This window comes from Pseudarthrobacter defluvii, from assembly GCF_030323865.1.
Lineage (GTDB): Bacteria > Actinomycetota > Actinomycetes > Actinomycetales > Micrococcaceae > Arthrobacter > Arthrobacter sedimenti.
Genome location: NZ_CP066362.1, coordinates 2,815,954 through 2,838,041 on the forward strand (window position 1 = coordinate 2,815,954; position 22,088 = coordinate 2,838,041).

At 66.2% G+C, this 22,088-nt stretch carries 20 protein-coding genes and 1 tRNA gene; 7 read left to right on the forward strand and 14 right to left on the reverse strand.

The features are described from left to right. Window positions 1–169 precede the first annotated feature (169 nt). Both JCQ34_RS12975 and corA read left to right on the forward strand, forming a co-directional pair. A complete protein-coding gene (locus JCQ34_RS12975) occupies window positions 170–664 on the forward strand; it encodes an Lrp/AsnC family transcriptional regulator (RefSeq protein ID WP_286398061.1) in 495 nt (164 codons plus the stop codon). After that, window positions 665–1,660 (forward strand): magnesium/cobalt transporter CorA, encoded by a 996-nt coding sequence (corA, locus tag JCQ34_RS12980; RefSeq protein WP_142133170.1) that lies wholly within the window; start codon window positions 665–667, stop codon window positions 1,658–1,660. Here the strand turns inward: corA and JCQ34_RS12985 are convergent. The 6 genes from JCQ34_RS12985 to galU all read right to left on the reverse strand — a co-directional run bounded on the left by JCQ34_RS12985 (window position 1,638) and on the right by galU (window position 5,529). Beyond that, window positions 1,638–2,393 (reverse strand): Pr6Pr family membrane protein, encoded by a 756-nt coding sequence (locus JCQ34_RS12985; protein ID WP_286398064.1) that lies wholly within the window; start codon window positions 2,391–2,393, stop codon window positions 1,638–1,640. The genes corA and JCQ34_RS12985 overlap by 23 nt on opposite strands. 100 nt (window positions 2,394–2,493) lie before the next feature. After that, window positions 2,494–2,646, reverse strand: a complete 153-nt coding sequence (locus tag JCQ34_RS12990; RefSeq protein ID WP_286398066.1) for a hypothetical protein — start codon at window positions 2,644–2,646, stop codon at window positions 2,494–2,496. 123 nt (window positions 2,647–2,769) lie between these two features. Then, window positions 2,770–2,842 (reverse strand) — tRNA-Ala (locus JCQ34_RS12995). A 130-nt stretch (window positions 2,843–2,972) separates the two neighbouring features. After that, the gene (locus JCQ34_RS13000) at window positions 2,973–3,893 is read right to left on the reverse strand and encodes a hypothetical protein (RefSeq protein ID WP_286404508.1); all 921 of its coding nucleotides are present in this window, start codon (window positions 3,891–3,893) and stop codon (window positions 2,973–2,975) included. A gap of 105 nt (window positions 3,894–3,998) precedes the next feature. Continuing rightward, window positions 3,999–4,619, reverse strand: coding sequence for a GNAT family N-acetyltransferase (locus JCQ34_RS13005; protein ID WP_286398068.1), 621 nt, complete (start codon window positions 4,617–4,619; stop codon window positions 3,999–4,001). Between the two features lie 4 nt (window positions 4,620–4,623). Continuing rightward, a complete protein-coding gene (gene galU / locus JCQ34_RS13010) occupies window positions 4,624–5,529 on the reverse strand; it encodes a UTP--glucose-1-phosphate uridylyltransferase GalU (RefSeq protein ID WP_286398070.1) in 906 nt (301 codons plus the stop codon). Window positions 5,530–5,632: 103 nt separating this feature from the next. Between galU and JCQ34_RS13015 the strand changes: the two genes are divergently transcribed. From JCQ34_RS13015 to JCQ34_RS13025, 3 genes are all read left to right on the forward strand, one after another. Continuing rightward, window positions 5,633–6,253: a 5-formyltetrahydrofolate cyclo-ligase gene (locus tag JCQ34_RS13015; RefSeq protein WP_286398071.1), complete on the forward strand. Its 621-nt coding sequence runs from the start codon at window positions 5,633–5,635 to the stop codon at window positions 6,251–6,253. Between the two features lie 111 nt (window positions 6,254–6,364). Further along, window positions 6,365–6,637 (forward strand): FmdB family zinc ribbon protein, encoded by a 273-nt coding sequence (locus tag JCQ34_RS13020; protein ID WP_188570909.1) that lies wholly within the window; start codon window positions 6,365–6,367, stop codon window positions 6,635–6,637. A 115-nt stretch (window positions 6,638–6,752) separates the two neighbouring features. Continuing rightward, complete coding sequence (locus tag JCQ34_RS13025; protein ID WP_286398074.1) at window positions 6,753–7,481, forward strand: RcpC/CpaB family pilus assembly protein; 729 nt, start codon at window positions 6,753–6,755, stop codon at window positions 7,479–7,481. 92 nt (window positions 7,482–7,573) lie between these two features. Here JCQ34_RS13025 and JCQ34_RS13030 read toward each other — a convergent pair whose 3' ends face one another. The 7 genes from JCQ34_RS13030 to JCQ34_RS13060 all read right to left on the reverse strand — a co-directional run bounded on the left by JCQ34_RS13030 (window position 7,574) and on the right by JCQ34_RS13060 (window position 18,707). Beyond that, entirely contained in the window at window positions 7,574–11,839 is a 4,266-nt protein-coding gene (locus tag JCQ34_RS13030; RefSeq protein WP_434738912.1) for an AAA family ATPase, read from the reverse strand. A gap of 180 nt (window positions 11,840–12,019) precedes the next feature. Continuing rightward, window positions 12,020–13,609: a glutamine-hydrolyzing GMP synthase gene (guaA, locus tag JCQ34_RS13035; RefSeq protein ID WP_286398078.1), complete on the reverse strand. Its 1,590-nt coding sequence runs from the start codon at window positions 13,607–13,609 to the stop codon at window positions 12,020–12,022. Between the two features lie 115 nt (window positions 13,610–13,724). Next, window positions 13,725–14,234, reverse strand: a complete 510-nt coding sequence (locus JCQ34_RS13040; protein WP_286398080.1) for a DUF3817 domain-containing protein — start codon at window positions 14,232–14,234, stop codon at window positions 13,725–13,727. Next, the gene (locus JCQ34_RS13045) at window positions 14,231–15,115 is read right to left on the reverse strand and encodes an SURF1 family protein (RefSeq protein ID WP_286398082.1); all 885 of its coding nucleotides are present in this window, start codon (window positions 15,113–15,115) and stop codon (window positions 14,231–14,233) included. Before JCQ34_RS13045 ends, JCQ34_RS13040 begins: the two co-directional genes overlap by 4 nt. Before the next feature lie 85 nt (window positions 15,116–15,200). Beyond that, the gene (locus JCQ34_RS13050; protein WP_286398084.1) at window positions 15,201–15,689 is read right to left on the reverse strand and encodes a PTS sugar transporter subunit IIA; all 489 of its coding nucleotides are present in this window, start codon (window positions 15,687–15,689) and stop codon (window positions 15,201–15,203) included. A gap of 38 nt (window positions 15,690–15,727) precedes the next feature. Continuing rightward, entirely contained in the window at window positions 15,728–17,467 is a 1,740-nt protein-coding gene (locus tag JCQ34_RS13055) for a glycerol-3-phosphate dehydrogenase/oxidase (protein WP_286398086.1), read from the reverse strand. Between the two features lie 103 nt (window positions 17,468–17,570). Beyond that, window positions 17,571–18,707, reverse strand: a complete 1,137-nt coding sequence (locus JCQ34_RS13060) for a GuaB3 family IMP dehydrogenase-related protein (RefSeq protein WP_142133157.1) — start codon at window positions 18,705–18,707, stop codon at window positions 17,571–17,573. A gap of 155 nt (window positions 18,708–18,862) precedes the next feature. Between JCQ34_RS13060 and JCQ34_RS13065 the strand changes: the two genes are divergently transcribed. Then, on the forward strand, window positions 18,863–19,510 hold the full coding sequence (locus JCQ34_RS13065; protein ID WP_286398088.1) for a hypothetical protein: 648 nt from the start codon (window positions 18,863–18,865) through the stop codon (window positions 19,508–19,510). 28 nt (window positions 19,511–19,538) lie between these two features. Continuing rightward, window positions 19,539–20,156 (forward strand): hypothetical protein, encoded by a 618-nt coding sequence (locus tag JCQ34_RS13070; RefSeq protein ID WP_286398090.1) that lies wholly within the window; start codon window positions 19,539–19,541, stop codon window positions 20,154–20,156. Window positions 20,157–20,194: 38 nt separating this feature from the next. On the opposite strand, the gene JCQ34_RS13075 is transcribed toward JCQ34_RS13070, so the two are convergent. Continuing rightward, window positions 20,195–22,054, reverse strand: a complete 1,860-nt coding sequence (locus JCQ34_RS13075; RefSeq protein WP_286398091.1) for an ABC transporter ATP-binding protein — start codon at window positions 22,052–22,054, stop codon at window positions 20,195–20,197. Window positions 22,055–22,088 lie beyond the last annotated feature (34 nt).

The window sequence follows — 22,088 nt, forward strand, 5'->3', positions numbered from 1 at the left end:
GTGCCGCCTTAGGGATCGTCGCGGCAGGTTGTCCTTGTGGGAGCCTGCGCGCGGATACAACTTTGATGCTCCAAGAATGCGGTAGGGCTGCGCGATCCATCGGTTTTCACGGGGATAATTGACCAGAATTATCAACTTCCGACTTCCAACCTGATGGAGAGTGACGATTTTGAACAAGTTGGACCCTACCGACCTGAAGATCCTCCTGGCCCTTATCAGGGACCCCCGAGTCCAGATCGGCGAAATCAGCGAGTCCCTGGGCATTGCCCGCAACACCGCGCAGTCGCGGGTACGCCGCCTGCTGCGCGCCGGGGTGCTGCGCCCGGGCGGGCGGGAAGTCGACCTGGAAGCAGTGGGCTATGACGTGGTGGCGTTCGTCACCATCGAGGTTTCCCACCGGGAGCTCGACGGGGTCGTGGCGGCGCTGAGGCTCATTCCGCAGGTCCTGGAGGTCCACGAAATCTCCGGCCGCGGCGATGTCTGGTGCCGGGTGGTGGCCACGGACACCCATAACCTTCAAGCGTCCCTGCGGCAGGTCCTGAGGATCAAAGGCGTGATCCGGACGGAAACGGTACTCGCCCTGCACACGCATATCCCTTACCGGACGGAGCCCCTCATCAGCGGCCTCAGCAGCGGTGCAGCTTCGGCCGCTAGGATTTCCTGAATGACCATCATCGATAACGCCGTCTACGTCAACGGCGTCCGCCACGCGGAGCCTGAAAGCCTGGAGCAGACCTTTGAGACCCTGGCCCGGCACGGCGGAATGGCCTGGATCGGGCTTTACCGGCCCACTGTTGAGGAGATGGCTGCAGTGGCCGCCGAATTCGGGCTCCATGCCCTTGCGGTGGAGGACGCCGTTTCGGCCCACCAGCGGCCCAAGTTGGAGCGTTACGATGACAACCTCTTCACGGTCCTGCGGCCGGCCAGGTACCTGGACGAGGACGAGACGGTGGAGTTCGGCGAACTTCACGTTTTCACGGGCAAGAATTTCGTGGTGACCGTACGGCATGCCGAAACAGCGGGCGTGGCCACGGTACGGCGGCGGCTGGAGTCACGGCCGGATCTCCTCCAGCATGGCCCCGAAGCGGTGTTGTACGCCCTGCTGGACCGGGTGGTGGACGACTACGCCCCGGTGGTGGCAGGGCTGGAGAACGACATTGACGAGATCGAGGACCAGCTGTTCAGCGGCGACTCCTCAGTGTCCCGCCGGATCTACGAGCTGGCGCGCGAAGTCATCCAATTCCAGCGGGCCATCCATCCCCTGCCGGAGATGCTGGACCAGCTCAAGCGGGGCTTCGAAAAGTACCAGGTTGAAGGCGACCTGCGGCACAGCCTGCGCGATGTGGAGGACCATGTTGAGCGGGTGATTTCCCGGGCGGATTCCTTCCGGGACCTGCTGCAGAACGCCCTGACCCTGGACGGAACCCTCACCGCGAACCGGCAGAATGAGGCCAGCGCCGAGCAGAACGAGCAGGTGAAGAAAATCTCCTCCTGGGCGGCCATCCTGTTCGCGCCCTCCTTCGTCGCCGGGATCTACGGGATGAACTTCGACAACATGCCCGAGCTCCATTGGGCCTTCGGCTATCCCTACGCGCTGGTCCTCATGGTTGCCGCCGGGGCCCTCATGTACGGGATCTTCAAAAAGAAGGGCTGGATCTAGGCATCCTGGCCCCCGCAGCCTTTCCGGCTGCCAGCGCCGCCCGCGCGTTGCCCGCGGCATGCACCAGGACCGACACTGCCAGGAAGGCGGCCAGGACCTGCCCGGTGGCCACCAGCACCCTGGGCCAGCCGCCGTCGAGGGTGGGGTCAAGGAAGTCATAGACGTACCACCCGTCCAGCCCGCCCCGGATCCACGAGAAGGCCAAAAACACTACGGGGTAGCCCAGCCACGCAGCGGGCCGCCACCAGGGGCCGCGGACCGTGCGGGTGACCAGGGCCCAGTCAAGGGCCGCCACCAGCGGGGCCAGGCGGTGGTGGACAAGCTGTGGCCAATACAGGTCCAGGGTCCACCAGGGCTCTCCCGGCGGAGCCACGAGCACCACGTAGATGATCCCGGTCATGACCAGGTACAGGACCAGTCCCCCGAAGACGTGGTCCCACCAGGGCGGCAGCACGCCCCGCCGCAGTACTCCTGACATGATCAGGACAAGACCGAAAACGAGGTTCCCCTGCACGGTGAATTCCGAATAGAGCTGGGGGATGTCCACATCGTTGCCGGGCAGGGTGGCATCCACGGTCTTCTGGACCACTGCGGCAAGAACGATCAGGCCTGCCAGGACCCGGATGACGCGTATCCACGGACGGTCCGGGTGCAGGGCGTGGTTGGCGGCAAGGTTACGCCGGATCGGAGGAACCAGCGGCGTCAGGCCGCCCGGCTTCGCTGCAAGGCCCATGGAGCCAACGTGCCGCCGCCAGTTCGAAAAGACCAGGGTCCTTGGGCGGTTGATGACCGCCGCCTACCGGCCCCAATAACGGTCCGGAAGGCGGTGATTGTCAGGCGTTGGTCCTGCGTTTCAGCCAACCCCAGACGCCGGTGGCAACGAAGAGGACCAGGCCGATGATGGCGAGCCAGAGAAGGCCCTTCACGACGAAGCCGAGGATGGACAGGATGAGCCAGAGGACCAGAAGGCCGATGATGATTCCCATGGGCCCACTCTAGGCCTGAGCTGTGGGAATGGGACGGGCATCGCCCAGCGTTTCGCGGACCGGATTCGGAGCATCGGGCAGGTAGGCACGAAAAAAGCCCGCTGTTTCCAGCGGGCTTTGATGTGGAGCTAAGGAGATTCGAACTCCTGACCTCTTCGATGCGAACGAAGCGCTCTACCAACTGAGCTATAGCCCCGGAACTGGCTGCCTCCTGGAAGGTGTTCCAGGCTGGTGCGGAACCGGTGTCCCTAGGCTACAAATTTTCCATCCCTAACGCCAATTGACGCGCGGGCAGCTGCCGGGAATGCGGGCTCCCCTGCCGTGCCTTATGCGCGGCGGCGCTGGAGGACGTCGTCGAGGTTGCTCAGTGCGCTCTGGGCCTTGGACAACTGCTGGGCGCTCAACTGCTCCGCTTCGCCGGCTTCGGCTGACGGTGCGCCGGCAGCGCCCTTCTTCAGGGACGGCTTCCCGACTGCTTTGGGCGCCTCCGGAAGCTCCAGCGGCTCCGGCTCGGGGCGCTCAGCCTTGGCCGCCTCCACGTAAACAGGCTTGGGAACCTCCACCGGCTCCCAGGGCGTGCCCACGGGAATGACGGATGGAGCCGCTGCGCTGGTGTCACCGGCAGCCACAGCGACGGCGAGGGCCGCTTCACGCAGCTCTACGGCCGTCAGCGGCTTGACCTTCGCCTGGCCCGCCTCCGCATCGAAGAGCGTGCTTTCCGGCAGCACGGGGGCAACCTCCGGCTTGGCAGGTACAACGACGGCGTCTTCCGGGCGGCGTGCCGGGGCACTCATGGCAGAGCGGAAGGCGGCGTTCACCTTCGCTTTGCGGTCGCGGACAGCGAGCCATCGCAGCAGTGCCACCGACGCGACCGTCAACAGGGTGCAGGTGAGGGGAAGAGCTGGCGAACCGACGCCGAACGGAAGCAGCACGCCCGAGATGAAAGCGGTGACCAGGGACAGCAGCCCCACAAGGGCCAGGGCCGTGCGGCCGTAGCGGACGCGGAACCTGGCCGGGGGCGGGGTGCTTGCAGTGCCTGCAGCGGGTGCGGCACTCTTCCTGGGTTCCATGGCTTTCTCCTGCTGGGCGGCGACGTTCAGGACCAGGCCGGGGTGCGGATCCGGCCTTTCATCGGCGGGGGCGTCTGCCAGGAAATCGCCGGCAGGCTGGAATTGGTGCCGGCGGTTCCGGAGGACGTAGGGGGCAACCCACACAATCCAGAGCGCGACGGCAACCACAAGGATCACTGAGCTGCTAAGGGGGAAGTCCACACTCAAAACCGTATGAGCATCATGCCTGCTCAGGCCGCATTATCAAGGGTGTGTCGTGCCCCTGTGGGCAAACCGTTTGATTTATGACCGACGCGATGCCAGCCAGGGACCCAACAGGCCTTCCGGGACTTCTTCCGCGGTGAGGGCGAAGGAGCGGTGGTCTGCCCATTTGCCGTTGATGTGGAGGAAGCGGGGCCGGTACCCTTCGTCCCGGAACCCCAGTTTTTCCACCACGCGCAGGCTTGGTCCGTTCTCGGGCCGGATATTGATTTCCATCCGGTGCAGGCCGAGCGCCCTGAAGCAGTGGTCGGTTACCAGCGCCACTGAGGTGGGCGCTATCCCCCGTCCTGCCCTGTCCTGGTCCACCCAGTACCCCAGGGTGGCCATCATGGCCGAACCCCAGACGATGGAGGACACTGTCAACTGTCCCACGATGGCGGGGTTCCGAAGCCCCGGCTGCCATTCGGTGATAAGGAAAGGCAGTGCAGTGGCCTGGGCAGCCTGGATATTGAGCGAGCGGACCATGTGCCGGTAGTCAGGGAGGCCACCTGCCGGGTCCGGGTTGGACGCCTCCCACGGTGCCAGCCACTGGCTGTTGCGCGACCGCACCTCGGTCCATTCTTTCTTGTCGCGGTACCGGATGGGCCGCAGGACCAGGTCGCCGCATTCAAGGGTGACCGGCCAAATGGGACCTGTGCGCACGGGGTTACCGGGAAAGGCCGGCGGCGAAGCCGGGCAGCCATTCCCGCAGGCCCGGACCCAGATCTTCGCTGTCGACGGCCAGCTGGACGCAGGCCTTGAGGTAGCTCAGCTTGTCTCCGGTGTCGTAGCGGCGGCCGCGGAAGACCACTCCGTAGACGCCGTGCCCCTCGGCATCACCGGAGGCAAGTTCCTGGAGGGCATCCGTCAGCTGGATTTCACCGCCCCGTCCCGGCTTAGTGTGCTCGAGGACTTCGAACACGGCCGGGTGCAGGACATAGCGCCCGATCAGCGCAAGGTTGGACGGGGCTTCCTCCGGTGTGGGCTTCTCCACCAGCCGGTTGACGCGGACGTAGCCTTCGCCGTCAATCTCCTGAATGTCGGCGCAGCCGTAGGCACTGATCTGCGAGGGTTCCACCTCAATAAGCGCGACGACGGACCCTCCCGTTTTCGCCTGCACGTCCATCATGGTGCTGAGCAGTTCGTCGCGGGCATCAATCAGGTCATCCCCCAGCAGGACGGCGAAGGCTTCGTTGCCTACATGCTGCTTTGCCCGGAGTACCGCGTGTCCCAGCCCGTGGGGGTCGCCCTGCCGGACGTAGTGGATGTCGCCCAGTTGGCTGGCCGCCTGGATAGATGCAAGCTTTTCCGTGTCTCCCTTGTCCTCCAGCGTCGATTCAAGGGAGGGCACCCTGTCGAAGTGGTCTTCCAGGGCGCGTTTGTTGCGGCCGGTAATCATCAGAACGTCGTTGAGGCCTACATGGACCGCTTCCTCCACCACATACTGGATGGCAGGCTTATCCACGACGGGAAGCATTTCCTTAGGCATCGCCTTGGTGGCGGGCAGGAACCTGGTGCCAAGGCCCGCGGCGGGAATGACAGCTTTGCGGACTCTGGGGTTACTGGTGTTCACCGGACTAATCTAACGTCAGCGTCAAGCATTTCAGTAACCATCGGCGCGGCAGGCTGGCATCCAGCCAGAAGCCGTAGAGTACTGGCAACGCAGGAAGGACACCATGCTGCAGGAGACGAACGCGGTCAAGGACGATATCCGGGCCGCCCACCGGCGCCGGCGCGCCGGGCTGACCCCGGCGCAACTGGAAGCGGCAGGCAGCGCCCTGGCTGTGCACGGCAATGCCTGGGCCGGGACGGTCACCGGCGGCCGGCCCGGCATTGCGTGCGTGTACCTGGGCGTGGGACAGGAACCGCCTACCCTGCCGCTCATTAATGCCCTGCACAGCAGCGGGCACAAGGTGCTGCTTCCGGTGTGCGAACCCGGCAGGGAGCTGAGCTGGGTGTTTTGGACGCCGGAAACAGGCTTCGAACGCAGTAAGTATGCGCCCATCCTTGAGCCCGCCGGACCCCGGCACGGGCCTGAAACGGCAGGCGGGGCGGCAGTCCTTTTCATTCCCGCCACCGCGGTGGACCGTGCCGGCAACAGGATCGGCCAGGGCGGCGGGTACTACGACAAGTTCCTGGGGCATCTTGCCACGGCCGGGAAGGAAATTCCGCTGGCCGCTGTTATCTACGACGATGAATTGCTGCCTGCGGGACGGATTCCTGCGGAGGAGTTCGACCGGCCGGTGCCGGCGGTCCTTGCGCCGTCCGGGTACCAGCCGCTCACGGGCGGCGCCTGACCCCGGGCCGTCCGGGGGCAGTGATAGAATTAGCACTCAGGCCCTGCGACTGCTAATGGTTTACCAGGTGGCAGCTCGGGACCTCTCGTTTGCCCAAGAGGAGGAGCACCAGTGCCAACATATGCTTACGCCTGCAAGGATTGCGGCCACGCCTTCGACATTGTCCAGTCGTTCTCGGACAGCAGCCTGACGTCCTGCCCTGAATGCCAGGGTACGTTGCGCAAGAAGTTCAACAGCGTGGGTGTCGTCTTCAAGGGCTCCGGTTTCTACCGCACCGACTCGCGCGATTCCAAGGGCAGCTCCGTCTCCCCGGCGCCGGCCGCGGCCCCGGCTGCGCCCGCAGCTGCCCCCGCCGCTTCGGCGCCGGCTGCAGCAGCCAGCTAGACAGGCATAAGTCTTAAGTACGACGGCGGCCGGCGCGTTCCAGCGCCGGCCGCCGTTGTCCACATAGCGTTCGTTCCGGCTCCCCAGGTGCGTTTACCGCAACTAGCGTGGGCGCATGTCCAGACTTCCCCGCCGTCGCCGCGACCGTTACCGGCCTCCCGCCAGCCCCCGAAACGTTGCACGCCGCGGTAAAGACCGTTCCCCGGGGGCACGTCTCGCCGGGTGGCTGAACCGCAACCGCAGGCTTGTTGCCGCGTTGTTGTTATGCGCAGCTGCAGCCCTTACGGTGCAGCAGCTCACTCCTCCCCCGCTCGCCACTGTGACGGCGTTGGCCGCAGCCCGGGATCTTCCCGCCGGGACCGCCGTGACGGCAGCAGATCTGGCGCACCTCCAGGTGCCGCCGGGAATGGTGGCCGACGGCTTTTTGCAGGATGACGCCGCCGCAGCGGGCAAGCAACTGGCCGCACCCGTGCGCAAAGGCCAACTCCTCACGGACGCTCAACTGCTCGGTCCGGGACTGCTCGCAGGCACTCCGCCCGGTTCAGCGGCGGTTCCCCTCCGCATGGCGGACGCCGCATCCATCCAGCTGGTCTCCCCCGGCCAGCTGGTCAACGTGGTGCTGACATCGGCCAACGGGTTTGACCAGCAGGGTCCCTCCCAGGTCCTGGCATCTGCCGTCCCCGTCCTATGGACTTCAAACAACGGCGGCCAGGGCGGGCAATGGCTGGGCACCACCGAAACGGATGGACTGATTGTGGTGGCGGCCAACGCGGAACAATCCTCGCGCCTGGCCGGAGCCTCAACCCAGGGCCGGCTGTTCTTCGTCCTGGTCGGCCCGCCGTAACATCAGCCAGCCGCACCGGGCCGAAACCGGACACCGGGTAGTCGATCCCCTGCGCCGGGTCCCTCCGGACGCCGCGGTCCGCCCCAGTGCGGTCAGCCCCAGTGCGGTGGCTTCTGTTCCTTCAACCAGGTGTCATGGTCGTCCTCCCGGTCACCCCAGCTGCGGGCATCGTCCTCAGCAGCCTTGCTCGGAAGGATTTCCTCACTGCCACCCTGTGCTGTGCGTGCGGCCGGGGCGGATGCCGCAGCGTCCCCGGAGGAGGCAGGGCCAGCACCTGGTGCAGTCTCTTGGTTCTTGTTCCGATCGTGGTGCATATCTTCCTCGGGCCCGGCGTTCCCGGCCCTGTCTTCCTTACTCGGGTTTTCGTTGCTCACGGGGTCCGACTCCTCGATTTTCGGGCTGCCCGAGCGCCTGCCCTGGCCGTGGTGACCCGAACCGGCGCCGGAACGGTCCGCGCCGGACGCGTCCGAGTTGCCGTCGGCGCTGTGCCGGATTGTCCCGGCTTCCTGGCGGTCCCCGTCGCTGTCCAGGTTTCCGGCCGCCCCGCCCGGCAGGTAGGAGGCGGCGGATGGTGCAGTATCGATTCCATTGAGCGCCTGGTGGACGTCGTCGTCAAGGAATCCCGTGGAGGTGGTGCTCCTGCCCGGCAGCACGATGTTCTCAAGTCCCAGGTACCCGGCGATGCGGTCGGCGCAGGTGGAGGGGTCGGTAAAGACTTCAATGGTCCACAGCGGCATGTAGCGCCAGCCCAGGCGTTCCAGCAGTTCCGGGCGCAGCCGGCTGCGTTCACGTACGCTCATGGCGCGGTACTGCTTGGTGCCGTCGGACTCGATGGCCACAGGCCGGGGCAGGTCCAGGTCGTCTTGGCCCATGGTGTTCAGGGGGTCGGCCGCGGCGACCACGTCAATGGCGCCGTCGTACTGGTGCCATACCCTGGCCCCGCGGGCGCGGAGCCGGTCCCCCAGATCCGCTACCAGGGGGTCCGCCCCAAGTGCCTGTTCGCTGGCAGCGGCGCGGGAGGCCGGGGTACCAAGGTCGGTGTTGCCGGAGATTTCCCGGTCCAGCAGCGTGTACAGGTCCACGGCGCCATGAGTGAGGCGGGTGTGGTCCAGGTCTTCCGGGCGGAAGCAGGTCAGCACGTGCAGGGAGCGCCGTGCCCGGGTCATGGCCAGGGCGAACTTCTCCCGGCCGCCTTCCGCGGACAGCGGCCCGAAGTTGTGCAGTGCACGGCCGTGCGGGGTGCGCCCGAATCCCGGCGAGAAGATGACGTGGTCACGGACCAGGCCCTGGGCGCGTTCCAGGTCAACCACCCGGAAGGACTCCGGGCCGGCTCCGAAGAATCCGGCCAGGCCGGGCTGGTTGGACAGCTGGAGCCGGATGGACTCGCCAATCCGGGCCGCATGCCGGAGGCTGGCGGTCACCACGGCGAGGGAAGTCCGGGGACGCATCCGGGCGTGCTCGAAGACCAGTTCCACAACGCGGTTGACCTCTGCCACGACGGATTCCACCCCCTCGTGGTCGGCACTGGGAAGGCCGGTGCCGTCCGGCAGGTACTCAACCAGCAGGGAGCGGTCCAGCCCCGTGGCGGACTGCCCTTCCGGCAGCCGGCGCAGGCCGCCGTCGTAAAAGCTCTTGCTCAGCTGGAGGACCAGGTCCTCATCCACTGCGCGGTACACCACGTTGAGCTGCCATACCGGCAGGACGGCGGAGAGCGCGGTAAAGGCGCTTTCCACACGGTGGTGCGCCGATTCTCCGGGCGCCAGCCGCTCCACCCCCACCGTGAAGGTCCGCGGCGTGGCAATGCGGGAATCGCCGAAGGCAATGACCTGCCGGGCACGGGCAATCGAGGGCAGGACCGCCTGCAGGGAGGTGGCCTCCGCATCGAGGATCACCACTGCGTCGAAGTGCTGTTCGGCTGGAAGCAGGCCCGTCATGAGGTAGGGGCTGACAGACCAGACGGGAACCAGTGTGCCGATCAGGTCCGGAGCCTGTGCGGTGAGGGCGGGCAGGGAGACCCGCCCGTCCTTGAGCAGGCTGCGCAGGAGGCCGGCCTGCCGCGGCTGGGCGGCAATGGCGGTGCGCCACCGCTCCGCCAGGGCCCACCGCAGCCGGGCTGCGCCGCTGGCAATGTGGGCGTTGTCCGCGAGGCGGTACTCTGCCTCGAGCTGGCGCAGGGCGTCGCCGTCGGACATGGCAAGGTAGTCGTCACCGCTGATCATTGCCTCGAGGGCGGACTGCCACCAGGCCAGCTCCAGTTCGGCCGCGACCGATCCTTCGGGCACCTCCCGTTCGGCAAGATCGGCAAGGAGTTCACCGAGGCCGTGTTCGCGCATGCTCTCAATGAGGAGCGTGCGTTCGGGCAGCGTTTTGAGTGTGTCGGTGTCCGCCACCAGCCGTTCCAGGCGTTCCATCAGCTGCCGGTAGGGAACGCCGGTCAGTGACCCGCCGTCTTCGGTATGCCGCAGGGCCTCGCCCAGTTGCGCCAGCTCCTTGTCCAGCGAGCGGTACATGGCGTTCATTTCCGCCAGGCCCGATGGAACGGCGGGGTGCCGCTGCGTGGTCGCGTATCCGGCCCACAGGGCCCGCTGTTCCTGGACCAGCAGCAGGGACGAGTGCAGATCCGCGATGTGGACGCCCGGGCGCACATATTCCTTGGCCACCCGGCGCAGCCTGGAGCGCTGCATGGCGGTCAACTCGATGCCGCGCTCACGCCGCCACGAGGACGGCGCGGTGGCGGAGATCAGGTCCGTCACCGGGCGGTCGAAGATGTCCGGGGTGAACTTGTCCAGGCTGCCGCGCACGGCGACCAGCAGTTCCAGCTGTTCGCCCCACTCGGCGAAGGATTCGCCCAGGCGGATTTCGGCGTGCTCGGCAACGGCGTCCATGCGGTCGCGGAGGATGGGAAGGCTCTTGGCCACAGACCGGACCAGGTCCTGCGCTTCCTCGGTTTCCTTGCGGGTCAGCAACCTTGCGCCGTGCCAGGGGCTGGTGGTGGCCGCCTTGCTGAAGCTGCCCAGCTCGGCAGCCCGGCGCAGACGGCCGGCGAGCTCCTCGCGGTCCCGGATGCTGTCCAGCACGCTGCGCTTAAGCCGGACGGTGGTGGCCGGTGCCGGGTGGATGGAGGTGAGCTCGGCGAGGGACTGCATGGCCTGGTACGGCGAGCAGCCCCAGCGTTCGCGGACGTTGTGCAGCGATGCCACGTGGTCCATCAGCGCGTGCCGGTGCTCGGTGAGGGTGTTGTGCAGGTTCCCCAGTTGCGGTTCCAGCGACTTCTCGTTGCGGACGATCGCCCGGACCAGCTGGCCCTTCAGCTGTTGGGCCGTGACGTTCCCGGTGAGCTGGAGCAGGATGGAGTCCAGGCCCAGCGACTCCAGGTGTCCGGAGACCTCGTTGAGGCTGGCGCGGCGGTCGCCCACCACCAGCACTGTCTTGCCGGCATCCACCAGGGCGCCGATGGTATTGATAGCGGTCTGGGTCTGGCCGGTGCCGGGAGGGCTGCTGACCACCAGGGAGTCCCCGGCGCGGGCTGCGTCGATCACATACTGCTGGTCCGTGTCCGCGTCCAGCAGGAGCAGCTCATCCTTGGGGTGCCGGTTGTCCAGGTTCGGGAAGCGGGACGGGTCCGGTTCCTCGACGTCTACCATCTCGCCGCCGGCGGCGGTGGCCAGCGCGGACACGATGGGGTGGGTGTCGTTGATCCAGGGGTCGTCCAGGTTGCCGGAGAGATCGGCGAAGGTGGAAACGAGCAGGTTGTGCTGGGTTTCCGCTCCGTGGATGGGCCGGATCAGGGTGGCCAGACGGTCAAGGACGGGCTGGGGGTCGAACCGGGCGGTGCTGTAGGCCAGGCGGGTCACGGCGTTGACGTCGAAAACGATGCCGTGGATGTTCTTCAGGTGCCGCACCAGTGCCGGGTTAATTTGCGCCTGCTCGGTGAGCTGCAGTTCAAAGTCGTCCTCCCCCGGCCGAACCGTGAGGGAGATGGCGGTCAGCATCACGGGGGCGGAGACACGCTGGGGCTTACCTCCGACGGCGGAGGTCCACACCACCGTTCCCGCGGACAGGTACCCGGCGTCGATGCCGCGGTCGTTGGCGAGCTCGAAGATCTTGGACCGGATGTTGCGCGAAGCCCTGGCCGCCACCACGTACTGCTGCCGGTCCCGGATCAGGGTGGACAGGCGGGTGCGGCGCCCGGCCATGAGCTGGGCGAGTCCGGAGGGGTGTGCCGAGGTGAGGTCGATTGAACCTTCGGGCGTCTTGGTGAAGCGCAGCATTGTGTCCGCGCCGGTGACGGGTTTGAGCCCGGACAGCCATTTACGAAGCTCTTCCGAGCCCTCCGGGTGGCCTTGACCAACTGACACTTCTGCCTTCTTTTCTGCGTTTGCACGTGACGCCCTGGACCATACCGGCATAGGTTCGAGAGTAGCCGCTTCGGCGCCGGACTTGAGCGACCGCAACACTGGAGCACGGGAAATTGCGGAGGATTCGTTGGGGAAAAGCAGTGGCCGGCCCCCGCTGGCGGAGGCCGGCCACTTAGGATGCTATTCCCACTCGATGGTTCCCGGCGGCTTGCTGGTGACGTCCAGCACCACCCGGTTGACGCCGTCCACCTCGTTGGTGATCCGGTTGGAAATCCTGGCCAGGAGGTCGTAGGGCAGGCGCGACCAGTCGGCGGTCATGGCGTCCTCAGAGGAAACGGGACGCAGCACGATGGGGTGGCCGTAAGTGCGGCCGTCACCCATGACGCCGACGCTGCGGACGTCCGCCAGCAGCACTACCGGCATCTGCCACACCTCGTTGTCCAGGCCCGCCGCGGTCAGTTCGGCGCGGGCGATGGCGTCTGCCTTGCGGAGCAGGTCAAGCCGCTCCTTGGTGATATCACCGACGATTCGGATGCCCAGGCCGGGGCCGGGGAACGGCTGGCGGCCAACGATTTCCTGCGGCAGGCCCAGCTGGGCGCCAACAGCGCGGACCTCGTCCTTGAACAGGGCGCGCAGAGGCTCAACGAGCTCGAACTGGAGGTCCTCGGGAAGGCCGCCGACGTTGTGGTGGCTCTTGATGTTCGCGGCACCTTCGCCGCCGCCGGATTCGACGACGTCCGGGTAGAGGGTTCCCTGGACCAGGAACTTGATCTTCTCGCCGTGTGCGGCGGCCTCGGCAATGATGGCCAGTTCGGCTTCTTCGAAGGCGCGGATGAACTCGCGGCCAATGATCTTGCGCTTGGTTTCTGGGTCGCTGACGCCCGCCAGTGCCGAGAGGAAGCGCTCCTGTTCGTTGGCCACATACAGCTTGACGCCGGTGGCGGCGACGAAGTCGCGTTCCACCTGTTCCGCTTCGCCTTCACGCAGCAGTCCGTGGTCCACGAACACACAGGTGAGCTGGTCGCCTACGGCACGCTGGACCAGGGCCGCGGCCACTGCTGAATCGACGCCGCCGGAAAGCCCGCAGATGACCCGGGAATCCCCGATCTGCCGGCGGATCCGCTCCACCTGTTCTTCCAGGATGTTGCCGGTGGTCCAGTTGGGCTCAATCTTGGCGCAGTTGAACAGGAAGTTCTCGAGCACCTGCTGGCCGTACGCGGAGTGTTTGACCTCCGGGTGCCACTGCACACCGAAGAGCCCCTTTTCCTCGTTGGCGAAGGCAGCCACTTCCGCGCCCGCCGTCGTGGCCAGGACCTCGAAGCCCTCGGGCGCCGCGTGCACGGAATCGCCGTGGCTCATCCAGGTCTTCTGGTGCTGGGGCATGCCTTCAAGCACGGACCGCCCCTCGCCCAGAATGGTGGTCTCGGTGGATCCGTACTCCCGCAGGCCGGTCTTGTCCACCTTGCCGCCCAGCGCGTTGGCCATGGCCTGGAACCCGTAGCAGATGCCAAAGACGGGGACGCCGGCTTCGAAGAGGTCGGCACCAACGCTCGGGGCGCCGTCGGCATAAACGCTGGAGGGGCCGCCGGACAGGACGATGGCGGCGGGGTTCTTGGCCAGGAGCTGTTCGGTGGAGTAAGTATGCGGAACCACTTCCGAATACACATTCGCTTCCCTGACGCGGCGGGCAATCAGCTGCGCGTACTGGGCACCGTAATCAACAACCAGCACCGGCTTCTGGGAAGTCTGGGATGCAGTGGGAGTAGTCACCGTAATAGCCTACTTGGCGCCATTGCACCGGCGCATCTTGGGACGCCGCGCTGTGACGGAGCAAACGTCCGACGGCGGGCGGCCGGTTCCCGATGCGGGGCTGCCGCGGAGGGGTTCAGTAGCGCTGCGGAGCCTGCGGGTTGGCGGCCAGCTCGGCCTCCACCTCGGCGTGGAACTTCTTCTCGACGATGAAGGACAGGAACGGCACCACGCCGCCAAGTGCCAGCAGGACCAGCTTCAGGAACGGCCAGCGCATGAGGGACCACAGCCGGAAGTTGGAGATCAGGTACACCACGTACATCCAGCCGTGCACGATCAGCACCGTGACGGAGACGTTGACGCCGTTGATCACCCCGGCCGGCTCGGCGTCGGCGAATCCGAAGCCGAAGGGCTGGCCGCTTACGGCGTTGGTGCCGCCCGCGAACAGGTACTGCCCGAAGCCGTACCGCACCACGAGTTCGGCGCAGAGCAGGAGCAGCATGGTTCCGGTGAGGTAGGCCATGACCTTGTAGAACTTCAGGGCGGACCGGATCTGCGCCTCAGTACCGCCGAAGCGGCGCTTCTTGGGGGAAGTCTTGCCGCCGGATGCCTGCGGGGACGGAGTGGCGGGTTTCGGATCAATCATGGCTGTACCTTCTGCTGGTGCTGGTCAGGCTGCTGCTGTTCAGGCCCGTGTGGAAGAGGCGGTGTTTCGTGGAGCCCGCCTGCGGGGGCTTCATCGTCGTCCTCAAGGGCTTCCTCAAGGTCGCGGTGGTAGTCGTCCTTGACCAGGCGCCACCAGATGAAGAAGGCGAAGCCGGCGAAGACGACCCATTCGATGGAGTAGAACAGGTTCAGCCAGTTGATGTGCTGTTCAGGGGGCTGTGGCCCGATGTTCAGGGGCAGGAGTTTTCCAGGGACGGCTGAGGCGCTGAGGTCCTGGCCGCCCACCACCTCTGCGGTGGCGGACACAAAGCCCGGGTAGCTGCTCACGTCCCAGTAGTTGATGAGTTCGGCGACGGAAACAGCCGAGGCCTCCCCCGGTTTCGGTGCCTTCCCTGCCACCGGTGCCTCCGATGGCAGGAGGCGCCCGGTGAGTTCAACAACGCCCGACGGCGGTGCTGCCGCGTCCCCGGGTTGGGCCACCCACCCGCGTGCCACCGGGATCCAGGTCTGGGGAGATGCGCCCGCGCCGGTCAGGGTGGGGGCTCCGTTGACGGCGAAGGCGGACACTACCCAGTAGCCGCTTTTGCCGTCGTGGAGCCTGCCCGGAACCAGGACCTGCTTGTCGGGGCTGTACGTTCCCTGTGCCGTGACCATCTGGTCTGCGACGCTGCCGTGGAAGAACTCCCCTGGCTGCAGGGTGTTTGTGAGCGGTTGGACCTGTTCGGAAGCCGGGTTGACCGGCACTTCGGGCTGGGTGGAGCGGCCGAACTGCCACTGGCTCAGCAGCACGAAGACCCCGGAGATAACGATCGCGAAGATAAAGCCTGCGATCCATCGGGGCTTAAGGGCTGTTTTCCACACGTCTTAACCGTACTTCGTACTTCTGTAGAACAACTAAACGCCTGGGCATTCGGACCGGAAACGGGACGGTCCGCCCCAGCGGTGCCTAGTGGTCGAAGAACACCAGGCTGGAATTGATGAGTTCGGCAATCACTTCGGCGTCATAGGCCCGCCGCAGCGACTCCCGGAATGATTCCTTGGAGAGCGACCGGGCCAAGGTGGCCAACACTTCCAAGTGGTCCGAGAAGGAGCTGGCTGGCGTGGCAATCAGCAGGATGACCGTGGCGGGACCGTCCGCGGCACCAAAGTCCAGCGCATGGCCGTATTTGGCAATGCCCACCGCGATGGAGGTTTGGGAGACGAATTCGCTGCGGGCATGCGGCAATCCGATGCCGCCCGGGAGCCCCGTCGCCAGCTGGTGCTCCCGGGCATTGACATTCGTCAGGAACCCGTCAAGATCCGAGATCCGCCCGGCGGCGTACAGCCGCTCTGCCAGTTGGTTGGTGGCGTCGGTCTTGTCCTTCGCCTCCATTTCCAGGATCACCATGTCGGCGGTGGTCAGGTGGGCGTCATACGGGTCCAGTGGTTCCGCCAAGGCGTATCCCTTCGGTCAGCAGTGGGGCTAGCGGCCCCTCAACGCAAGGGCACGATGTCTTCCGCGCCCAGGCGGGCGGCGTCTGCGGATTCGTCGTCCGGCTGTTGCTGGCTAAGGCGTTCCGCTTCCACGCGGGCAAGGTAGTGGCGGACTTCGTTTTCGCGCTGCGCCTCGCTCCAGCCAAGGACGTCACCCATCAGTTTAGCGACAACGGGGGCGGCGGATACGCCGCGGTCCCAGGCCTCGATGGAGATCCGTGTCCGCCGGGTCAGGACGTCCTGCACGTGGCGGGCACCTTCGTGGGTGGCGGCGTAGACAGCTTCCGCCTGCAGGTAGTCGTCTGCTCCGGGGATGGGCTCAGCCAGCTCAGGATTCTGCCCGATGATTTCCAGGACTTCGGGCGTCATGGACCCATACCGGTTGAGCAGGTGCTCGATCCGCGCCACGTGGACCCCGGATTCCTCGGCGGTACGGTTCCGGCGGTTCCAGGCAGCCCGGAAACCGCTGGCACCCAGCAGCGGGATGGTCTCGGTGCAGCTGGGCGGCACCCGCTCGTCCATGGTGCGGGTGGCCTCGTCGACGGCATCCTTGGCCATGACCCGGTAAGTGGTCCACTTGCCGCCCGCCACCACCACCAGTCCGGGGACCGGATGCGCCACCACGTGCTCGCGGGAGAGCTTGGCGGTGGAGTCGTTTTCGCCGGCAAGCAGCGGCCGCAGCCCTGCGTAGACCCCTTCAACGTCTTCCCTGGTCAGTGGCCGCTTCAGCACTTGGTTCACGTGTTCCAGGACGTAGTCAATGTCCTTGCTGGAAGCGGCGGGGTGGGCCTTGTCCAGGTGCCAGTCGGTGTCGGTGGTCCCGATGATCCAGTGCCGCCCCCACGGGATGACGAACAGCACGGACTTCTCGGTGCGCAGGATCAGCCCCACGGTGGACTGGAAGCGGTCCCGCGGAACCACAAGGTGGATGCCCTTGGAGGCACGGACGCGCAACTGGCCGCGGTCGGTCACCATGGCCTGGGTCTCGTCGGTCCATACGCCAGTGGCGTTGATGACCTGCTTGGCGCGGATGCTGAACTGGGTCCCATCTTCGCGGTTTTCCACCTTGGCACCGACTACCCGTTCGCCTTCCCGGAGGAAGTCCACCACCTTCATCTGGTTCACGGCATGGGCGCCATAGTAGGCAGCGGTACGGACCAGGTTGGCGCAGTATTTGGCATCGTCCACCTGCCCGTCGTAGTACCGGATGGACCCGACGAAGGCGTCGTCCTTCAGGCTGGGCGCGGCGCGCAGGGTGCCGCGGCGGCTCAGGTGCTTGTGGAACGGGACGCCGCGGCTGTGGCCGGCGGAGACTGACATGGCGTCATAGAGGGCGATGCCGGCACCAACATAGGGCCGCTCGATGAAGGGTTTGGTCAGCGGATACAGGAACGGCACCGGCCGGGCCAGGTGGGGTGCAATCTCGGAGAGGAGCAGCCCGCGTTCCTGCAGGGCTTCCTTGACCAGGGCAAAGTCCAGCATTTCCAGGTAGCGCAGGCCGCCGTGGATGAGTTTTGACGACCGGGAGGACGTTCCCGCAGCCCAGTCGCTGGCCTCGACGATGCCGACGCTCAACCCCCGGGTCACGGCGTCAAGGGCGGCTCCTGTGCCGACGATGCCGCCGCCGACAATCAGGATGTCCAGTTCCTGGCCGGGTTCCGTGGTGGCGCGCAGCCGCTGGATGGATGCTTCCCTGGCTTCGGGGCCAAGGACCCCGCCGTTTGCAGGAACACTCTTCATTGAACGCCTCCAGTGCCTCTAGTGCCGGTAGTAAACCCACACTACTTGCAAGTGGCGTGCTTGGGCAGGGCCGGGTGGTGCCCACCCGGCCCTGACCTGTGCGTTAGTTTCCTTCGTAGGGAGATACGACGACGTCGACCCGCTGGAATTCCTTCAGGTCCGAATAGCCGGTGGTCGCCATGGAGCGCCGCAGGGCCCCGATGAGGTTGGACGTTCCGTTGGTGTGGTGGCCGGGTCCGAAGAGGACCTCCTCCAGCGGACCCACAGTGCCGACGTTGGCGCGGTCCCCGCGCGGCAGTTCGGTGTGGTGGGCTTCCTGGCCCCAGTGCCAGCCCTTGCCCGGCGCTTCTTCTGCCCTGGCCAGGGCACTGCCCAGCATGACGGCGTCGGCGCCCATGGCGATTGCCTTGACGATGTCGCCCGAGGTGCCCATGCCGCCGTCGGCAATTACGTGCACGTAGCGGCCACCGGACTCGTCCATGTAGTCCCGGCGGGCGGCCGCGACGTCGGAGATGGCTGAGGCCATGGGCGAGTGGATGCCCAGCGCGCGCCGCGTGGTGGTGGTTGCGCCGCCGCCGAAGCCCACCAGTACGCCGGCAGCGCCGGTGCGCATGAGGTGCAGCGCCGGGGTGTAGCCGGCAGCACCGCCGACGATGACGGGGACGTCGAGTTCGTAGATGAACTGCTTCAGGTTCAGCGGTTCGTGGTCCTTGGAGACGTGCTCGGCGGAAACGGTGGTGCCGCGGATGACGAAGATGTCGACACCGGCGGCCAGGACGGTCTTGTAGTGCTCCTGGGTGCGCTGCGGGGTCAGGGACCCGGCCACGGTGACGCCGGCTTCCCGGATTTCGGCCAGCCGGGACGTGATGAGTTCGGGCTGGATGGGCGCCTGGTACAGCTCCTGCATCCGACCGGTGACGGCGGGGCTGTTGGTCTCGTCCTCCAGCGCCGCAATCTCATCGAGAACCGACTGCGGATCCTCGTACCGGGTCCAGAGGCCTTCCAGGTCCAGCACGCCGAGCCCGCCGAGCTTGCCCAGCGCGATGGCGGTCTGCGGGGACATGGCTGAGTCCATTGGGGCGGCAATTACCGGCATGTCGAACTGGTAGGCGTCGATCTGCCAGGAGACGGAGACGTCCTTGGGGTCGCGGGTGCGACGGTTGGGGACGATTGCAATGTCATCCAGGGAGTAGGCACGACGCCCACGCTTGCCACGGCCGATCTCGATCTCATAAGTCACTGCTCTAGGTTATCCCAGCAGGTCCGCTGGCCTTGCCTGGGCCGGACCAGAAGGGCATCCTCGGCCCTGGAGACTGCGCCGAGCAAGCACGTAGCCTAGGCAGGGGGCTTCGGTGGATGCTTCCCGATGGCTTCAACGATTGGCCTCCTTCCGATATGACGAACTCCGTTCCTTTTCCCGCCGAGACGCCTGTCCATTCGCTCGACCATTGGCTCTCCCCGGAAGTGGCCCGGGTCAGCCCACCGGACGCCCCGTCCCGGCAGCGCCAACTGGCGGATGCCCAAGGCACCGTGGCCGCCGGCTGGAGCGGGGCGATCGCCGGCGGACCCGTCCTGGCCCTGGCAGGCGCCTTCACATCCGTGATGTCGGGGAACCCTGTGGCCGCGCTCGTCCTGGTCCCGTTGGGGGCTGTGCTGATGGTGCTGGGCTTGGTCGGGTGGAGACGGGTCCGGGCCGTCCTGCCCAGGTCCGACAGGGTCCTGATCACCCGTGGTCCGGGATCCTCCCGGGGCGGCATCGCCATGATGTCTTTTCTGGGGGCCATTCTGGGCGGGATCATGATTCTCGCCCTGCCCTCGGCCGTGGCAAAGGGTGCCGGTGAGGTCACAATCGTGGTGGGCATCTACGTGCTCCTCCTGGCCCTGCTGGTCGCGTGCATCATCGTCCCGTCCGCGGTCCTGGGCAGGGCCCGGGAGTCGTTCCGCCTTCGGGTGCAAACCAACCCGAGCCTTCGGAGGGCAGTCGAGGAGGACCTGGCCGTCTGGCGCGATCCGTACGGCAATGCCGCCTACGGGCCTCTATGAGGCACACCCTTCCCGCTACAGTGGCGTGATGGGCAGCCGCTGGACATTTGACGGGCACATCGCTGGCATCGGCACTGCTTCCGGGCTGCGCGCCGTCGTCGGGATTTGGCAGGACTCCCCCTTTGGGTCGTTCGCCGACGTCATGGTGCAACAGCCTTCAGGACACCGGCTGCTGCTGGCACCAACACCCGAAGTGGCCGCCTTCATCTCAGCCACCTACAACTTTGATGACGTGCGGGTGCTGGACGTTGGTGCCTCGCTCACCGATCAGACGTTGACGGTCGACGCCGGCCCGCTGGCAATCCGGGCCGTCACCGGTGCGAGGACCCTGCTGGGAGCAGCGCTGCGGGCAGTACCCCGGCGCCTTGCCGTCCATCCCCGCTGGCTCGCCGCGGTCAACCCGTTCGCTGCCCTCGCGGCACCCGGCGCCCGCACGTACGGAACTGCCGGCAGTGGAAGGGCGGAGTTCTATGGGGTGACCGACCTGCACCACCTGGCCTCCGCCGTCGTCACCTGGGAAGGTGCCAATGCCGGGACGCTCTCCCCCATCCGGCCGGCCGTCACGTTCGGCTTCAGCAGCGTCCCTCCGCGGCCCAGCGTGGCGCGTGTGCGCACCACCATCATTGGGGCCTCCAACGACGAATAGAACTGCCCACCGCGGCACACTCGCTTCGCGAACCTGCGTCAGACTCCTTCCGGTTCCTCCACGGAAAGCTGGGACTCGAACATGCGGAAGTAGCGGCCGCGCTGGGCCACGAGTTCCTTATGGGTTCCCTGCTCCACGATTTGGCCATCCTCCAGCATGTAGACGACATCCGCCTTCTCGATAGTGGCAAGGCGGTGGCTGATGGCGATCATGGTGCTGCTGCGGTCTGCGAAGAGACGCGTGAAGATCCGGTGCTCGGCCAGTGCGTCGATGGCGGAGGTGGGCTCGTCCATGACCATGAACGACGCGTCGCGGTAAAAGTTGCGGGCCATGGCCAGTCGCTGCCACTGGCCGCCGGAAAGGCCGCTGCCCTTCCGGCCCCTTGGGTCTTCCATCCAGTTGCTGACGTGGTTGTCCAGGCCGTTGGGCAGCTTGTTGATGAAGTCGAGTGCTTCGGCGTCGGCTGCGGCCCTGCGGATGCGGTCGTCATCGCGGGGACTTTCCACATCGCCGAAGTAGATGTTCTCGGCCGCCGTCGCGAATTCGTACTTCAGGAACTCCTGGCTGAGCACGGCCAGGTGCCGGTGCCAGGAGGTGACGTCGACGGCGGCCAGGTCCACGCCGTCGAGCAGTACCTGTCCGGAGTCGGGACGGTAGAGGCCTGCCAGGATGCGGATCAACGTGGACTTGCCGGCACCGTTCTCCCCCACGATGGCGATGTGCTGGCCCTGCCGGATGGTGAGGCTGATGCCCTTGATCACTTCAATGTCGCTGCCCGTGTAAGTGAAGCGGATATCCTTCAACTCCACTTCCTTCGGTGCTTGCAGCAGCGGCGGCGCATGTTCCGAGGGCACGGGCATCGCCATGAACAGCTCGTAGTCCTTCAGGTTGGCGAGGTCCTCATCGATGGAGCTCAGGGACGACACCAGGTTGTTCGCCGTGGACAGGGCGCGGCTCACAATCTGCTGGACGTAGAGGAACTGACCCACGGGGGCTGCGCGGGCGATGATCTGCCCCACCACCCAGATCAGCGAGACCACCTCGGCACCGTATTGCAGGGCGTCCGCCGCCAGTTGTTTGGGAATGTAGCGGCGCTGGTAGTCGAGGCGCCGCCGCTCATCCGCGTCGCGGAGCCGGGACCGAAGATCCATGAGGAAGCCGACAATGCCGTATAGCCGCATCTCGGCAATGTGCTGCGGCCGGAGGAGGTTGGTTTCGATCATGCGGCGCTGGCGGCGGGAGTCCACCTGGGTGTTCCAGTGTGCGATTTGCTCCCGGGACAGCTTGAACTGCAGGTACACGCTGGGCACGATGGCCACCAGGACGATGACGGCGATCCACCAGCTGACCAGCAGGAGGGCACCAATGGCCAGGATAACCGAGACCAGCTGCGTGAAGATGGCGGCGATCCGGTCAAGGACGCGGGCGTAGGAGTCGGAGAACCGCTTGGCGCGGTCGTAGAGGTCAACCGTTTCCTTGTCGTCGTAGCGCCAGAATTCGAGGGCGAGGAACCGCTCATACATCTGGTCCCCCACGATGGCGCCGACTTTGAAACTCATCAGCTGCTGGATATATCGGTCCACGCTGTTGAAGGCGCCCCAAAACAGCCCCAGCGCCGCAGTGACGACGACGTAGACGATGGCACGGCGTCCTGCTCCGCCGTCGCCCGCGTACGCTGCGGCCAAGGCAGAGGTGGTGAGGGATGCGAAGTAGGTGGTGACCAACGGTAGAACGGCCGAGATGAGTGAGCCGAGGACCTTCATGACCACGGCCCCCGGGGACGCCCGGAAGCTCACGCGAAGGACCTGGGCCACGGCCTTGGCATAGGGGCGCAGGGCAAGCCGCTTTTGCGGGTCGCGTTTGGGGGTCAGCTCCGCCGGATGGCGCGGTTGGGACATGGAATCAGCCTAGTGCCGCGCCCCTGGGTACGGC

Bases quoted from the DNA above. Each gene is read 5' to 3' on its own strand.
- corA (WP_142133170.1), top strand. From the start codon at position 665: ATGACCATCATCGATAACGCCGTCTACGTCAACGGCGTCCGCCACGCG.
- JCQ34_RS12985 (WP_286398064.1), bottom strand. From the start codon at position 2,393: ATGGGCCTTGCAGCGAAGCCGGGCGGCCTGACGCCGCTGGTTCCTCCG.
- JCQ34_RS12990 (WP_286398066.1), bottom strand. From the start codon at position 2,646: ATGGGAATCATCATCGGCCTTCTGGTCCTCTGGCTCATCCTGTCCATC.
- JCQ34_RS13015 (WP_286398071.1), top strand. From the start codon at position 5,633: ATGCTGCAGGAGACGAACGCGGTCAAGGACGATATCCGGGCCGCCCAC.
- JCQ34_RS13025 (WP_286398074.1), top strand. From the start codon at position 6,753: ATGTCCAGACTTCCCCGCCGTCGCCGCGACCGTTACCGGCCTCCCGCC.
- JCQ34_RS13040 (WP_286398080.1), bottom strand. From the start codon at position 14,234: ATGATTGATCCGAAACCCGCCACTCCGTCCCCGCAGGCATCCGGCGGC.
- JCQ34_RS13055 (WP_286398086.1), bottom strand. From the start codon at position 17,467: ATGAAGAGTGTTCCTGCAAACGGCGGGGTCCTTGGCCCCGAAGCCAGG.
- JCQ34_RS13065 (WP_286398088.1), top strand. From the start codon at position 18,863: ATGACGAACTCCGTTCCTTTTCCCGCCGAGACGCCTGTCCATTCGCTC.
- JCQ34_RS13070 (WP_286398090.1), top strand. From the start codon at position 19,539: ATGGGCAGCCGCTGGACATTTGACGGGCACATCGCTGGCATCGGCACT.
- JCQ34_RS13075 (WP_286398091.1), bottom strand. From the start codon at position 22,054: ATGTCCCAACCGCGCCATCCGGCGGAGCTGACCCCCAAACGCGACCCG.